Source organism: Luteipulveratus halotolerans, assembly GCF_001247745.1.
GTDB lineage: Bacteria > Actinomycetota > Actinomycetes > Actinomycetales > Dermatophilaceae > Luteipulveratus > Luteipulveratus halotolerans.
The window spans coordinates 964808-980248 of record NZ_LAIR01000002.1 but is presented as its reverse complement, the minus strand read 5'-3'; the positions used below and the strand labels follow the sequence as shown (position 1 = coordinate 980248).

At 71.2% G+C, this 15441-nt stretch carries 12 protein-coding genes; 3 read left to right on the top strand and 9 right to left on the bottom strand.

Features of this window, described 5'->3' with window-relative positions; translation table 11 throughout:
• Positions 1 to 42: 42 nt before the first annotated feature.
• Positions 43 to 909, top strand: a complete 867-nt coding sequence (locus tag VV01_RS05200; RefSeq protein ID WP_050671736.1) for a hypothetical protein — start codon at positions 43 to 45, stop codon at positions 907 to 909.
• Positions 906 to 2000 carry a DUF2332 domain-containing protein gene (locus VV01_RS05195; protein ID WP_050668964.1) on the top strand — a complete coding sequence of 365 codons (1095 nt, stop codon included), beginning with the start codon at positions 906 to 908 and terminating at the stop codon, positions 1998 to 2000. Before VV01_RS05200 ends, VV01_RS05195 begins: the two co-directional genes overlap by 4 nt.
• Here the strand turns inward: VV01_RS05195 and VV01_RS05190 are convergent.
• The 7 genes from VV01_RS05190 to VV01_RS05160 all read right to left on the bottom strand — a co-directional run bounded on the left by VV01_RS05190 (position 1993) and on the right by VV01_RS05160 (position 9862).
• Positions 1993 to 2451: a globin domain-containing protein gene (locus VV01_RS05190; protein WP_050668963.1), complete on the bottom strand. Its 459-nt coding sequence runs from the start codon at positions 2449 to 2451 to the stop codon at positions 1993 to 1995. The two genes, VV01_RS05195 and VV01_RS05190, sit on opposite strands and share 8 nt — an antisense overlap.
• A gap of 20 nt (positions 2452 to 2471) precedes the next feature.
• A complete protein-coding gene (gene cimA, locus VV01_RS05185; RefSeq protein ID WP_050668962.1) occupies positions 2472 to 4055 on the bottom strand; it encodes a citramalate synthase in 1584 nt (527 codons plus the stop codon).
• A 260-nt stretch (positions 4056 to 4315) separates the two neighbouring features.
• On the bottom strand, positions 4316 to 5125 hold the full coding sequence (locus tag VV01_RS05180) for an HAD family hydrolase (protein ID WP_050668961.1): 810 nt from the start codon (positions 5123 to 5125) through the stop codon (positions 4316 to 4318).
• 1 nt (position 5126) lies between these two features.
• Positions 5127 to 6230, bottom strand: coding sequence for a branched-chain amino acid aminotransferase (locus VV01_RS05175; RefSeq protein WP_050668960.1), 1104 nt, complete (start codon positions 6228 to 6230; stop codon positions 5127 to 5129).
• A 192-nt stretch (positions 6231 to 6422) separates the two neighbouring features.
• Positions 6423 to 7505 carry a 3-isopropylmalate dehydrogenase gene (locus VV01_RS05170; protein WP_050668959.1) on the bottom strand — a complete coding sequence of 361 codons (1083 nt, stop codon included), beginning with the start codon at positions 7503 to 7505 and terminating at the stop codon, positions 6423 to 6425.
• Positions 7506 to 7565: 60 nt separating this feature from the next.
• Positions 7566 to 8510, bottom strand: coding sequence for a quinone oxidoreductase family protein (locus tag VV01_RS05165; RefSeq protein ID WP_050668958.1), 945 nt, complete (start codon positions 8508 to 8510; stop codon positions 7566 to 7568).
• Between the two features lie 62 nt (positions 8511 to 8572).
• Positions 8573 to 9862: an NAD(P)/FAD-dependent oxidoreductase gene (locus tag VV01_RS05160; protein ID WP_050668957.1), complete on the bottom strand. Its 1290-nt coding sequence runs from the start codon at positions 9860 to 9862 to the stop codon at positions 8573 to 8575.
• Between the two features lie 430 nt (positions 9863 to 10292).
• On the opposite strand from VV01_RS05160, the gene VV01_RS05155 reads away from it, so the two are divergent.
• Positions 10293 to 13454, top strand: a complete 3162-nt coding sequence (locus VV01_RS05155; protein ID WP_050668956.1) for an ATP-binding protein — start codon at positions 10293 to 10295, stop codon at positions 13452 to 13454.
• Here VV01_RS05155 and VV01_RS05150 read toward each other — a convergent pair.
• Both VV01_RS05150 and VV01_RS05145 read right to left on the bottom strand, forming a co-directional pair.
• On the bottom strand, positions 13436 to 14248 hold the full coding sequence (locus tag VV01_RS05150; RefSeq protein WP_050668955.1) for an ABC transporter permease: 813 nt from the start codon (positions 14246 to 14248) through the stop codon (positions 13436 to 13438). The two genes, VV01_RS05155 and VV01_RS05150, sit on opposite strands and share 19 nt — an antisense overlap.
• Positions 14245 to 15261, bottom strand: a complete 1017-nt coding sequence (locus VV01_RS05145) for an ATP-binding cassette domain-containing protein (protein WP_050668954.1) — start codon at positions 15259 to 15261, stop codon at positions 14245 to 14247. Before VV01_RS05145 ends, VV01_RS05150 begins: the two co-directional genes overlap by 4 nt.
• Between the last annotated feature and the right edge of the window lie 180 nt (positions 15262 to 15441).

Here is a 15441-nt window from a genome sequence, read left to right as displayed (position 1 = left end):
GGTCCAGATCACGCCCACTGTGCCACGAATACAGTGGTCGTGATGCCCGTTCACCTGCTCTCCCCCGAGGTCTGGAGCGAGCGCGAGCGCGCCCACCAGGAGCGCGTCGACGCGGCCACCGCCGCGCACCGCGCTCGTCGACGCAGCGACCGCACGCACCCGATCGAGGACTTCCTCTTCACCTACTACTCCCATCGCCCCGCTCAGCTCCGCCGCTGGCACCCGGGCGCCGGGATCGCCCTGGAGGGCGCCCACCGCGAGTGGAAGTTCTACGCCGAGGCGGGCGGCGCGTCGTACGTCGACGTGGCCGAGTTCGTGCGCGAGCGCGGTGACGCCGTGCGCTTCGTCCGCGACCTGCTCGGGGCCACGCTCGCTCGGCCCGCCCACCTCGGCTGCTTCGGACTCCACGAGTGGGCCATGGTCTACCGCCTCGACGAGGACCAGGTCCGGCACGCGGGCTGGCCGCTGCGGCTCGGCTCGGCCGGCACCGACCAGGTCGTCGAGTCGCACACCGTGCGCTGCTCGCACTACGACGCGTTCAGGTTCTTCACGCCACCGGCTCGGCCACTGAACACCCTTGTGCCCCAACGAGACTCGCAGGTCGCCATGGAACAGCCGGGCTGCCTGCACGCCGGGATGGACGTCTACAAGTGGGCCTACAAGCTCACGCCCGTCGTGCCGTCCGAGCTGGTCATGGACTGCTTCGACCTCGCGCGTGAGATCAGACAGCTCGACATGGAGGCGGCGCCGTACGACCTGTCCGAGCTCGGCGTCCAGCCGGTCCGGATCGAGACCGCGGAGGGCAAGGCGGCGTACGTCCGTCGCCAGCGCCGTCACGCCGAGCGGGGGCAGGTCCTGCGCGGGCGCCTGCTCGCGGTGTGCGAGTCCGTGCTGGAGTACGCCGCATGAGCAGGCACGACATCCAGCCCACCGACGTGACCGGCGTACAACGGCAGGCGCGTGAGTTCGCGAGCGAGTACGCCCACCTGTCGCTGTACCGCCGTCTCGCTGAAGGCCTCGCCGGTGACGACGAGGTGGCCGCGCTGCTGCTGTCGGCACAGCCTGGTCAGACGCGTCCGGTCCTGATCCTCGCCGCGCTGCACGACCTCGTGCTGCGAGAGCCCGATCTGCCTGCGGCACAGTGGTATCCGAGCATCACCGGAGCCGCCGCGTCGCCGGCCGGCGATCCCTGGCCCGACGTCCGCGCTGCAGCCCTCGACCACGCCGAGTCGGTGCGTGAGGTCATCGCGACCCACACGACGCAGACCAACGAGGTCAACCGCAGCGTCTACCTCGCGGCCCTGCTGACGGCCGCCTGCGCAGACCTGCCCGACGCACCCGTCACGCTCGTCGAGCAGGGCGCGAGCGCCGGCCTGCTGCTCGGCGTCGACCGCTACAGCACGACGCTCGTCAGCGCCTCCGGGCAGACCTCCGTCGGCCCGCGCGACGCGCTCGTCCGCTGCGAGGGTGTCGACCGTTCGGCTGCACCCCTCACACTCCGCCTGCCGTCGGTCGCCGCGCGGGTCGGGGTCGACCTGCACCCCGCCGACCTGCGTGATGCCGACACCGTGCGCTGGCTCGAGGCGTGCCTGTGGCCGGACCTCCCCGTACGACTCGACCGCTTCCGCGCTGCCGTGCGCACGCTCGCGGCCGATCCGCCGACGGTGCGGTCCGGCGACATGGTCGGTGACCTCGGCGAGGTGATCGCGGGTGTGCGTACGCGCGTGGCTGACGAGCACGTCTTGGTGTTCAGCTCGTGGGCGCTGACCTACGTCGAGCGCTCGCAGCGTCCCCGGGTCGTCGACGTGCTCGAGCACGTCGCCGCTGACGGCACGCCGGTCAGCTGGATCACGGCCGAGCCGGATGGCTGCGTCCCCGGGTTGCCGCTGGTCGATCGACCCGAGACCGTTCTGGGCGTCACCCGGTGGCGTGCCGGTCGGCGTACTGTCGACGTGCTCGGCACCTGCCACCCGCACGGCGAGTGGGTCGAGCTCAGCTGACGTCCGAGGCCACCGGCCCGTCCCACGACCAGCGCTGCATCGGCAACCCGTCAGGGACGTCGTAGGCCGACTCGTGGTAGTCACTCATGCGGTCGATCGCCCATGCGAACCACGCGACGAGCGTGCGCCGCAGCGGCGCGTCCACGACGCCCACGTCGTCGAGTGCGCCCTCGAAACAGGTGAGAGCACGCCGGTCCATCTCGTCGTGCACGCCGTTGCCGGAGTGCATCCGCGTCACCATCGACTGGTCACCCAGGGACGCGGTGTAGGTCGCCGGGCCACCGAGCGCCTCGATCCAGTACGCCGCCAGCCGCTCGTCGTGCTGCGGGTGGAACCCGTGCGAGAACGCGTGGTTGACGACCGGGTCGGCCAGACAGCGACGGTGCCACGCCTGGGCCAGTCGCAGCACCACGGCGTCGCCGCCCAGCGCCTCGTGGATGGTCGCTCCCATAAGGCCGAGTATGGCCTCCGTCAGCGGGGGTCGATGCCGGCCCGGAGCAGCCCGAACGTGAACGAGTCGACCAGCGCCGTCCACGCAGCGTGCACGATGTTGCCCGCGACGCCCACGGTCTCCCAGGACGTCTCGCCGTCGGACGTCTCGACGAGCACGCGCGTCGTGGCGTCGGTGCCGTGCGAGGCGTCGAGGATGCGCACCCGGAAGTCGATCAGCTCGAGCTTGTCGAGCTCGGGGTACGCCGACGCGAGCGCCTCGCGCAACGCGTGGTCGAGCGCGTTGACCGGCCCGTTGCCCTCGCCCACCGCGACCTGCCGCTCCCCCGCAGCCCGCAGCTTGACGGTCGCCTCGGAGACCGCGGCGTCATCCCCCGCGCCGTCCTCGGTGATGACCCGCCACGACTCGACGTCGAAGTAGCTCAGCTCCTCGCCGGTGACCTCACGACGCAGCAGCAGCTCGAACGACGCGTCGGCCGCGTCGAACGTCCACCCTTGCGACTCAAGGGTTTTCACGGTCGAGACGACCCGTGCGAGCACCTCCGGGCGGTCGCTCAGGTCGTAGCCGAGCTCACGTCCCTTGAGCTCGATGCTGGCTCGACCGGCCATGTCCGACACCAGGGTGCGCATCGCGTTGCCGACGCGCGCGGGGTCGATGTGCTGGTAGAGGTCGGGGTCGACCTTCAGGGCGCTCGCGTGCAGACCGGCCTTGTGCGCGAAGGCGCTCGCGCCGACGTACGGCTGCCGGCTGTAGGGGACAATGTTGGTGACCTCGCTGATGGCGTGCGAGATCGTGCCCGCTCGCGCGAGCTGCTCGGCCGCCAGCAGATCGTGGCCGAGCTTGAGCTGCAAGTTGCTCACGACCGTGACGAGGTCGGCGTTGCCGGTGCGCTCGCCGTAGCCGTTGATCGTGCCCTGCACGTGCGTCGCTCCGGCCTCGATGGCCGCGACCGAGTTGGCCACGGCGCAGCCGGTGTCGTTGTGGCAGTGGATGCCCAGCCGCGCGCCCGACGCCTCGAGCACCGCTCCGACGACGTCGGTCACCTGGGGCGGCAGCATGCCGCCGTTGGTGTCGCACAATGCCACCACCTGCGCACCGGCCTCGGCCGCGGTGCGGACGACCTCCAGCGCGTACGCCGGGTCGAGGGCATAGCCGTCGAAGAAGTGCTCGGCGTCCAGGAACACCGTGCGGCCTTCGGCGACCAGGTGCGAGACGGTGTCACGCACCATGGCGAGGTTCTCCGCCGGTGTCGTCCGCAGCGCCAGCTCGACGTGGCGCGCGTGGGACTTCGCGACGAGGGTCACCACCGGCGTACGGGCGTCGAGCAGGGCGCGGACCTGCGGGTCGTCGGCCGCCACCGCGCCGGCGCGTCGGGTCGAGCCGAACGCCGCGAGCCGGGCGTGCCGCAGGTCGAGCTCGGTCGCGGCCCGCCGGAAGAACTCGGTGTCCTTGGGGTTGGCGCCCGGCCAGCCGCCCTCGATGAACCCGACACCCAGGTCGTCGAGATGACCCGCAATGGCGAGCTTGTCGGCGACGGAGAGGTTGAGGCCCTCCTGCTGCGCACCATCGCGCAGGGTCGTGTCGTAGACGTGGACATCGTTCATGGCAGCCGTCCTCGCAAGGGGCTTCGCAGGTGCAGAGGTTCGTGGTGTGCCCAGGGCCTCGTGACGCCGCTCCGCGCGCTCGCCGCCGGGCGGTGATGGTGCCCGGGAACGAAAAAACCTCCCGGGGTACGGGAGGTTCGCGCGTCGGAGCAGATCCGACGCGCTAGCAGATAATGATCGTCACTGCGGGGGTGACCGCAGGCCCAGGACTCATCACGGGTGCATCCTCGCACCACCGCCCGAGTCTCGGAATGCACGTCTCAGATCGTGGCCTCGCCGCCGACCTGCTCCAGCACCTGGGCGACCCCGTCGTCGGCGTTGCTCGGGCAGTGCCGGGTGGCGGCCGCCAGGACCTCCGGGTGGGCGTTGGCGACCGCGTACGACGTGCCGGCCCAGCCGAGCATCGGCAGGTCGTTGGGCATGTCACCGAACGCCCACACGTCGTCGGGCCCGAACCCGCGCTCGGCGCACCAGCGTTCGAGCGCGATCGCCTTGGTGACCCCGAGCGGGCTGATCTCGGCGAGGCCGGCCGCTCCGGAGTACGCGACGACCGCGCGGTCTGCGACGACGGCGCACACGGCCGCGAGGAACGCCTCGGGATCCATGGCAGGCAGTCGGCCGAGCAGCTTGCCGACGGTGATGTCGTGCGGGAGGTGCTCCATCGTGTCGACCAGCAGATCGGCGGGCTTGCAGTCAGGAAGGTATTCCGGATAGGCCCGCTCGGCGTGGCTGCCGTCGGCACACTCGGCCGCAAAACCTATGCCGGGCAACGCTTCTCGCAGGTCGACCAGCAGCTGCGCCATGACCGACCGCTCGAAGCCGACGGTGCGCTGCACACGGCACGAGCGCACGTCGTACTCGAACGCGCCGTTGCCGCACAGCACGATGCCGTGCCCGCCGACGTCGCCGGCGAGACCGTCCAGCCAGCGCGGAGGGCGGGCCGTGACGAACACCGTCTCGACGCCGAGCGACCACACCCGACGCAGCGCGGCGCGGGTGCGGTCGCTCACCTGACCCGAGGGGTCGAGCAGCGTGCCGTCGAGGTCACTGGCGACGACGCGGGGGCGCACGTCAGGCCAGACGCGTCAGCCAGCCGCGGGTGTCCTCGGCGCGTCCGGTCTGGATGGCGAGCAGCGTCTCGCGGATCTTGGTGGCCACCGGGCCGCCCTCGCCCTCGGGGCCGGTGCGGAACTCGCCCTCGGTCGACACCATCCGGCCCACCGGAGTGATCACGGCGGCGGTGCCGCACGCGAACGCCTCGGTGATCTCGCCCGACTCGGCGCCTGCGCGCCACTCCTCGAGCGTGATGCGCCGCTCCTCGGGCGTCAGGTCGAGGTCCTTGGCGAGCTCGAGGATGGACGAACGCGTCACGCCCTCGAGGATCGACCCGGACAGCTCGGGCGTCACGATGCGGCCGTCCTTGTAGACCAGGAAGACGTTCATGCCGCCGAGCTCTTCGATGTACTTCTGCTCGACCGAGTCCAGGAACACGCTCTGGTCGCAGCCGTTCTCGGCGGCCTCGACCTGTGCGGCCAGGCTCGAGGCGTAGTTGCCACCGCACTTGGCCGCGCCCGTGCCACCCACGCCGGCGCGAGAGTAGTGCTCGGAGATCCACAGCGACACCGGCTTGAGCCCGCCGGAGAAGTACGCGCCCGCCGGCGAGGCGATGACGCAGTAAGTCACCTCGTTGGCGGGGCGGACACCGAGGAAGGACTCGGAGGCGAACATGAACGGCCGCAGGTAGAGGCTCTCCTCGCCACCGGTCGCGGGCACCCAGTCGACATCGGTGCGCACGAGCGCGCGCAGTGACTCCAGGAAGTCGGCCTCGTCGAGCGCCGGCAGCGCCAGCCGGTGCGCGGAGCGGCTGAACCGGGCGGCGTTGGCCTCGGGGCGGAAGGTCCAGACCGAGCCGTCCTCGTGACGGTAGGCCTTCATGCCCTCGAAGATCTCCTGCGCGTAGTGCAGGACCGCCGCGGACGGGTCGAGCTGCAGCGGACCGTACGCCGTGACGCGGGGGTCTCCCCAGCCCTCACCCTTGCGCCACGTCGCGAGCGCCATGTGATCGGTGAAGTGCTGACCGAACCCGGGGCTGGCGAGAACGGCGTCACGGTCGGCGTCCGAGGCGCGATCAGGCCGCTCGGCGACGGCGAAGTTCAGGGACGGCGACGTGGACATGGCTCACTCCTTGAGGAAAGGCAGGCTGGCGCGAACTGCTCATCAGCAGCGTACGTCCCGACTCATGGCCGGGATCACAAGGCCCGTCTCTCCTGTCGAGACGCGGGCCCCGGGTCGGCCGACGCCCCGTGGGTACGGGGTCGTCGGCCTCCGGGGTGGGCGGTCAGCCCGGGAGCTTCCGGTGGGACGTGATCAGCTCAGGCGGGCGGCGATGGCATCGCCGATCTGGCTGGTGGAGCGCACCGCGTTGCGGCGGTCGCTGAGGTCACCGGCGACGGCGGCCTCGATCCGACGGGCCTCGTCACCGCGGCCCAGGTGGTCGAGCAGCATCGCGACCGACAGGATCGTGGCGGTCGGGTCGGCCTTGCCCTGGCCGGCGATGTCGGGCGCAGAGCCGTGCACCGGCTCGAACATCGACGGTGCGGTGCGGTCGGGGTTGATGTTGCCCGACGCCGCGAGGCCGATCCCTCCGGTGACGGCGGCCGCGAGATCGGTGACGATGTCGCCGAACAGGTTGTCGGTGACGATCACGTCGAAGCGGCTCGGTTCCTGCACCAGGTAGATCGTCGCCGCGTCGATGTGTGCGTACGCCGTCTCGACCTCGGGGAACTCCTGCCCGACCTCCTCGACGGTCCGGCGCCACAGGTGGCCGGCGTAGCTGAGGACGTTGTGCTTGTGCAGCAGCGTCAGGTGCTTGCGCTCACGGGCCTGGGCGCGGGCGAATGCGTCACGGACGACGCGCTCGGCGCCGAAGCGGGTGTTGACGCTGACCTCGGTGGCGAGCTCGGCAGGGGTGCCGACGCGCAACGCGCCACCGTTGCCGGTGTAGGGGCCCTCGGTGCCCTCGCGCACGACGACGAGGTCGATGCCCTCAGGCGCGACGCGGTCGACCGCGAGCGGGGTGATGACGCCCGGGTACAGCTTGGCCGGGCGCAGATTGACGTAGTGGTCGAGCTCGAACCGGATACGCAGCAGCAGCTGACGCTCGAGCACACCGCTCGGCACGCTCGGGTCGCCGATGGCGCCGAGCAGGATCGCGTCGTGGCCGCGCAGCTCCTCGAGCACCGAGTCGGGCAGCGTCTCGCCGGTCTCGTGCCACCGGCGCGCGCCGAGGTCGTACTCGGTGCGGTTGACCTTGGCTGCCGACACCGCCTCGAGCACCTTCAGACCCTCGGCCACGACCTCCGGACCGATGCCGTCTCCCCCGATGACGGCCAGGTCGATGCTGTCCTTCGCCTGGTCGGCCGCCGCCGACTCCCCGTGCTCCTCACTCATGCCTGCGAGGCTAGTAACGCGTCTTGCATCCTGGTATGTCGGTCTTGCGATACGGACTCGTCACGGCACGAGCAGCAGCTTGCCCGTCGACCGGCGGCCTTCGAGGTCTTCGTACGCCCGCGCGGCCTCGGCGAGCGGGTAGCGGCCGCCGATCTCGACGGCGAGCTCGCCCGATGCGATCGCGGAGAGCACGTCGCCCGCACGCTCCAGCAGCTCGTCACGCGTCGCGATGTAGTGCGCCAGCGTGGGCCGAGTCAGGAACAGCGACCCGCCCTTGTTGAGGCGCTGGGGGTCGAACGGCGGCACCTGGCCGCTGGACCCGCCGAACAGGACCATCGTGCCGCGCGGTCGCAACGACGCGAGCGAGGCATCGAAGGTGTCCTTGCCGACGCCGTCGTAGACCACGTGAACACCGTTGCCGTTGTTGGCTTCTCGCACATCGGCGGCCAGGTCGTCGGACGTGGTGTAGTCAATGACTGCGCGCGCACCGAGCCGCGTGGCGATCGCACGCTTGTCGGCCGTGCCCGCGGTGGCGATGACCTCTCCCCCGCGCGCCGTGATCATCTGCACGAGCAGCTGACCGACGCCACCGGCGGCGGCGTGCACCAGTGCGACGTCACCGGGCAGCACGGCGTAGGTGCTGCTCACGAGGTAGTGGGCCGTCATGCCCTGGAGCATCGACGCCGCCGCGACGTCGAGCTCGACGCCGTCCGGCACGGGTACGACGGCTGCTCGCGGCACGTTGACGACGCCGGCCGCACTGCCCAGGTGCTGACCCCATGCGACGCGCTCGCCCGTGCCGACCACCGTGCCCGCACCCTCGGAGCACATGACGAACGGGCGGGGCACGTCGTACACGCCCTGTCGCTGGTAGACGTCGATGAAGTTGAGGCCCACGGCGGCGACCTCGACCTGGACCTCGTCGGGACCGGGCGGCGGCACCTCGCGCTCCTGCAGCTGCATCTGGTCGGGCGCGGTCACGACGAGGGCATCGGTGGAGGTCATGACAGCCAGCGTAGGGAAGCCCGGCCCGCCGTCACGGCGAGCCGGGCTCCGATCGGATCAGGTCAGCTCGCGCGACGCTGTCGAGCACGCTCGCGCACGGTCGGCAGGTCACCCACGATCGCGTTGTGCGACTTGTTCCAGAAGGCGTACTTGGCCGTGAGGTTGACCATCGTCGCTGCGCGGTTGCGGTTGCCGAGCAGCGAGAACACGTGCACGCCGGTCCAGACCGCCCAGGCCGGGAAGCCCTTCAGGTCGGGCAGGTGACTGATCTCGGCCACCGCCGCACTGCGCCCGATCGTCGCGAGGCTGCCCTTGTCGCGGTAGCGGAAGGGCGGCAGCTCGGGGGCTCCGGCCAGGCCGGCCACGATCTGCTTGGCGACGTACTTGCCGCCCTGCAGCGCTGGCTGGGCGAGCTGCGGCAACGCGTTGCCCTCGTCGAGCGCGATGTCGCCGACGGCGTACACGTCGGGCAGACCCTGCACCCGCAGATGGTCGTCGACCAGGATGCGACCGCCCTTGCCCTGCGGCACACCCCAGTCGGCGACCGACGAGGACACCGCGATGCCGCTGGCCCAGATGACCAGACCGGCCGGGATGAGCTCACCGTCGCCCACGACCACACCGTCCGGGCGCACCTCGGCGACCTTGGTGCCGAGACGCAGGTCGACGCCGCGCTTCTCCAGCGAGGCCTTCGCGTAGGCCTGGCTGCCCTCGTGGAACGCCCCGAGCAGCACCGGCGCCATCTCGACGAGCGTCACGTGGGTGCGCTGGGGATCGAGCTCGGGATAGGTCACCTGCAGGTCGTGGTTGCGCATCTCGGCGAGTGCGCCCGCGGTCTCGACCCCGGTCGCACCGCCGCCGACGACGACCACGCGGACGTCGCCGTGCTCGTCACCCTCGGTGGCCGCCGCCTCGAGGCCGGTGAACAGCCGGGTCCGGACGTCGAGCGCACCGTCGCGGGTGTAGATCGGCAGCGCGTTGTCCTCGGCGCCGGGGATGCCGAAGAAGTTGGCGGTGACGCCGGCCGCGATGATCAGGTGGTCGTACGCGAGGTCCTCACCGCTGTCGAGCGAGACCGTCCGCGCGGCGTGATCCATGCGGACCACCTCGCCCAGACGGAAGCGCACGTGCGGGTTGACGGCGCGCACCGCGCGCTGGAAGTACGTCACGTCGCCCGGGTTGAGCGTGGCGGTCGCGACCTGGTAGAGGAGCGGCTGGAAGGTGTTGTAGGCGCGCTTGTCGACCAGTGTCACGTCGACGTCGTGGCGGCGGAGCGCTCGGACGGCGGACAGGCCACCGAAGCCTCCTCCGACGATCACCACGTGCGGTCGTTGCCCGTGCGGTGCAGTCATGCCAGCGACCGTACTCGCGCGCTGCGCACAGCGGAACGCCCCCGGCCGCGGTGCGGCCAGGGGCGTTGCTCACACTCGGCGAGCGCGCGTCAGTCGCGCAGGTCCAGCGACTCCTGCAGAGCGCGGCGGGCTTCCATCTGCTCTTCGGTCATCGGGATCGTCTCCTTCGGGGGCCCACGTCTCGTGGGCGGGTCGTACGAAGTGGGGGTGGTCTGCAGTCAGCGGCAACGCGGGATCTCCGCGGCGAGCTGCTGACTAGTGAGACTCGCCGCGGGGTCGAAGGATGAGTACTCGCCGCGGCATGACAGTCGACGGTACGCCGGGTGGTCCACAGAGCGGAACGCCCGTCTCATTCCTCGAACCGCTCCGACGGCTCCACGGACGACATATGTCACAGGCGCCCCAACGGTGCGCGGACTAGGCTGACGCGGTGACCGCTGCGCTGACGCTCCTCACGCGGGTCGCCTACCAGGACACCGAGATCGCCAGCCCACAGCTGCGTCATCTGCTCGCTCTCCTCGCCCGCGACCTGCGCACCGGTGTCAGTGCTGCCCGGCTCATCGACGGGCTGTGGCCCGATGCGCGACCTGCCAACCCGACCAAGGCCCTGCAGGTGCTCGTCTCGCGTGCACGCTCACAGCTCGGGCACGACACGATTGTCTCGACCCCGACCGGCTACCGGCTCGCCCTCGACTCCACCGACGTCGACCTCAGCGCTGCAGAGCGCTGCGCGACTGCCGCCCTGCGGGCCGCCCATGACCACGACGACGAGGCCGCACGACTGCACGCCGAGGCCGGACTGGCTCTCTGGGAGGGCGGGTCCCCGGGCGGTGACGGAGCCGACGGCCCGCTGTCCCAGGTCCGCGACGAGGCGGGCAGCGCCTACGCCGCACTGCGCCGGGCTCACGCGATCGCCCTGTCCCGGCTCGGCGACCACGACGCCGCCCTGCCCACCCTCACGGCGCTCGCGGCCGAGCGGCCCCAGGACGAGGAGCTGCTCGCCGCGCTCCTGCGCACCGAGGCCGCGACCACCGGGCCGGCCGCTGCCCTGGAGAGGTACGAGACCTACCGGCGCGGTCTGCGCGACCGCCTCGGCACCGATCCCGGACCGGCGCTCACCGAGGCGCACCAGGACCTCCTGCAGCACGACCGCCCGGCCGTGCGGGTCGGCGTACCCCACGAACCCAACGCCCTGCTCGGCCGTGACGCCGACATCGCGCAGGTGGCCCGGCTCGTACGCACCTCTCGGGTCACCTCGATCGTCGGCCCCGGGGGCCTGGGCAAGACCCGCCTGGCCAACGTCGTCAGCCGGCACGCCGACCAGCGGGTGGTGCACCTGGTCCCGCTCGCCGGTGTGACCTCCGACGACGGGGTCCTGCCCGAGGTGGCCTCGGCCCTGGGCGTACGCGACCCGCGGCTGCGGGCGACGTCGCAACGGATGTCCGCCGCCCGCGACGTCATGACCGGCATCGTCGACGCTCTCGGCCCGACGCCGAGCCTGCTCGTGCTCGACAACTGCGAGCACGTCATCGAGGGCGCCGCTGAGGTGGCCCGCTCGTTGGTCGCGCTCACACCCGACCTGCGCATCCTGACCACGAGCCGATCACCGCTCGGCCTGAGCTCCGAGGCGGTCTACCTGCTGCCCGAGCTGGACCAGCAGACCTCGGTCGCGCTGTTCACCGAGCGTGCCCGCGCCGCCCGCCCCGACGTCGACCTGCCGACCGACGTCGTCGCGCGGCTGTGCCGCCACCTCGACGGACTCCCGCTCGCGGTCGAGCTCGCGGCCGCGCGCACCCGAGTGATGTCGGTGACCGCCATCGAGCGACGTCTCACCGACCGCTTCGCGCTGCTGCGCAGCGGCGCCCGTGACGCCCCCGAGCGCCACCGCACCCTGCAGGCCGTCATCGACTGGAGCTGGAACCTGCTCGACCGCGAGCACCAGCACGCCCTCGCGACACTGGCCGTCTTTCCCGACGGCTTCACGCTGGAGGCCGCCGAGCACGTGCTCGGACCGGACTACGACACCCTCGCGGTGCTGGAGCAGCTGCTCGACCAGTCGCTGCTCAAGGTGGTCGACTCGGTGCGCGGCACCCGGTTCAGGATGCTCGAGACCGTCCGCGAGTTCGGGTCGGCCCGCCTGGCAGAGGACGGTCTCACCACCGCCGTGCAGGACGCGTTCCTGCGCTGGTCGCGCGACTTCGGCAGCCGGCAGTCGGGTGCGTTCGCAGGGCGCGACCAGATCGCCGCCGCGACCACCGTCCGTACCGAGCAGGACAACCTGGTCAAGGCGCTCGACCTGGCCGTCGAGCGTGCGGACGCGGGCACGGCCGCGTCGGTGTTCGCGACGCTCGCAGGGCTGTGGACCGTGGAGTCCAACCACAACCGCGTGATCGCCTTCGCGCCCGACGTGCTCTGGCTGCTCTCGCACGACCACCCCGCCCCCGACGAGGTCCAGGTACGCCGCGAAGCGCTCGTCCTCGGCACCGCCAACACCCTCATGCTCGCCAACCACACCGCGAGCCGGGGCGTCGTGGCCCTGCGCCGCCTGCCCCCGCCCGAGCCCGGCACGTTCCACGGAGCGGCGACGACGTTGCTGCTGCGCCTGCCGGAGATCCTCCAACCACGGTCACCCCTGCTCGAAGAGCTGACACGCGACCCCGACCCGATGCTCGCCGGGGCGGCACAGTCGTTCGCCAGCCAGATCTGGGAGAACGAGGGCCGGGTCGACGAGGCGGTCGCGCTGGCGCGCCACAGCCTCGAGACCGGCTCCCAGGACCACAACCCGTGGATGACGGCGTCGCACCACGCCCGGCTCGCCGAGCTGTTCGCCCACGTCGGCGACCACGAGGCGGCCATGCGGCACGCGCACAAGGCCCTTCCGGTGCTCGAAGCCCTTCAGGCCGGGTCCGACGTCACCCAGCTGCGCTGGCTGCTCGCGTTCGCGGCACTTCAGCTCGGTGACGTCGACGGCGCGCAGCGGTGGTATGAGGAGGGCGGGCCGACGTCCGCCGACGACCCGCACGGCTTCGGCTGGCGCAGCGCGGTGTGGGCCGAGATCTGCCTCGCCAAGGGCGACGTCGAGGCCGGGCTGCACGGGTGGCGCCGGGCCGCCGACCAGGTCGGGTCGGCCACCAACGCCTACTTCACCACCGACCCGCCCGGGCTCGAGCCGTGGACCCTCGCCACCGAGTCGGTCGCGGTCATCGCGCACGCGGGTGCCGACCGGCTGGACGACGTCACCGCCCTGGTGACCCGGTTGCACGATAAGCTCGGCGGGCTGTTCGCCGGCGCCGGCCGAACCCAGCACGCGACCTACCTCGACTACCCCGTGAGCGGCCTCGGGCTCCTGGCGCTCGGGCTCGCCCACCTGGTGTCACGCGACGACGTGGTCTACGGCGTACGACTCATCGTGCTCGCACAGCAGTTCAGGTATCCGAAGATGCAGCCGAGCGTCACCCGCACCGACGTGCTCGCACTGGCCCACGACGCCGGCGGGCCGGCGTACGACGACGCCGTGTCGTCGTACGCCGGCCTCGGTCCGGAGGAAGCCGTCGCCGCGGCTCGCGCGCTGGTTCAGACCTGTCGGCGGTAGCCCTTCACCGCGAGCGGCATGAAGATCGCCACCACGGCGAGGCAGGCGAAGACCGCCCAGCCGACCTGACCGGTGACCTGACCGTCGTTCATCAGGTCACGCAGCGCGGTGACCACGTGCGACACCGGGTTGACGTTGACGAAGGACTCCAGCCAGCTCGGCAACGTGCTCGCCGGGACGAAGGCGTTCGACAGGAACGTCAACGGGAACATGATCATCAACGAGACGCCCTGCAGGCCCTGCGCCGACTTCATGACCGTCGCGAGGGTGGTGAACACCCAGGCGAGCGACCACGCCGTGAGCACGATCAGGAGCGTGCCGCCGACGACGCCGAGCGGGTCCGGCCGGTAGCCCATCGCCACACCGACGAGGATCGTCATGACCGCAGCCACGAGGTAGCGCACGATGTCGGCGATCGCCGGGCCGGCCAACGGCGCCACTCTCGACATCGGCAACGATCTGAACCTGTCGAAGACGCCCTTCTCCATGTCCTCACGCAAGGTCACGCCCGTGCCCATGCACGTCGTGAGGGCGGTCTGGGCGAGCAGGCCCGGGATGAGCAGAGGCAGGTACGTGCTCGTACCACCTGCGACGGCGCCGCCGAAGATGTAGCCGAACATCGGTGTGAACAAAAGGGGTTGGATCGTCACGTCGAAGAACTGCTCCGGATTACGGCGCATCTTCTGCAGCGCACGACCGGCCATCAGCCAGCTCTGCCGGATGGTCTCCATGAGGCTGACGTGCGTCTTCAGATCGGGCAGCGTGGCTCCCGGCTGGGCGGTGACCGTGGTCATCGGCTGACCTCCATCTGGTCGGACTGCCTTGCGGCAGAAGCGGATTCGGGCTCGTCGTCCTCAAGACCCGACTGGTCCCGGACGTGCTCGCCGGTCAGCGCCAGGAAGACCGCGTCGAGCGTCGGCTGCTCGACCTGCACCGAGGTGATGCTGATGTCGTTGCGGCGCAACGCGATCAGCGCCTCGGCGGCCTCGTCAGCACGGTTGAGGGCGACGGTCAGACGCGCCGACTCCGGCGTACGGTTGGCCGGCCGGCCGAGCACCTGCGCGACCGAGCGTGCCGCAGCGTCCATGTCGACCGGGTCCTCCAGCTGCACCGACAGCGTCGAGCTGCCGATGGACGCCTTGAGCTCCCCCGAGGTGCCCTCGGCGACCTTGCGGCCCCGGTCGATGACGGCGATCCGGTCGGCGAGCTGATCGGCCTCGTCGAGGTACTGCGTGGTGAGCAGGATCGTCGAGCCCTGCGCGACGAGGTCGCGGATCGTGTCCCACATCTGACCGCGCGTGCGCGGGTCGAGACCGGTCGTCGGCTCGTCCAGGAAGATCAGCGGCGGCCGGGCGATCAGGCTCGACGCGAGGTCGAGCCTGCGGCGCATACCGCCGGAGAACTTCTCCAGCGCCCGGTCGGCGGCGTCGGTCAGCCCGAACCGCTCCAGCAGGTCGTCCGTCGTGGCGCTCGCCTGTGCGCTCGACTGCCCGTGGATGCGGGCGAACAGGCGCAGGTTCTCGCGAGCGGTGAGCTTCTCGTCGACCGAGGCGTACTGCCCCGTCACGCCGATCAGCTGGCGTACCTGATGGGGCTCACGGACGACGTCGACGCCGAAGATGCTCGCCTGTCCCCCGTCGATCCGCAGCAGGGTCGCGAGCATCCGCAGCGTCGTGGTCTTGCCGGCGCCGTTGGGGCCGAGGACCCCGAACACCTCGCCCTGCTTCACCTGCAGGTCGACGGCGTCGACGGCGCGCAGGTCCTTGAACTGCTTGACCAGTCCGGTGGCTTCAACGGCCAGCGTCATGGCGGACTCCTCTCTGGTGGGTCTGCCCAGAGAGTGCGCCGGGGCGGCTTCGACCCGGTTTCACCCCGGTTTCAACCGCCTTCGCGGGGCCGGCTCGGTTCGCCGGCTGGGTGGGGCGCTGGGTGTACGACGGCCGGCCGCCTCCCTTGCGGGAAGCGGCCGGCCGGCGTACGTGTCGTG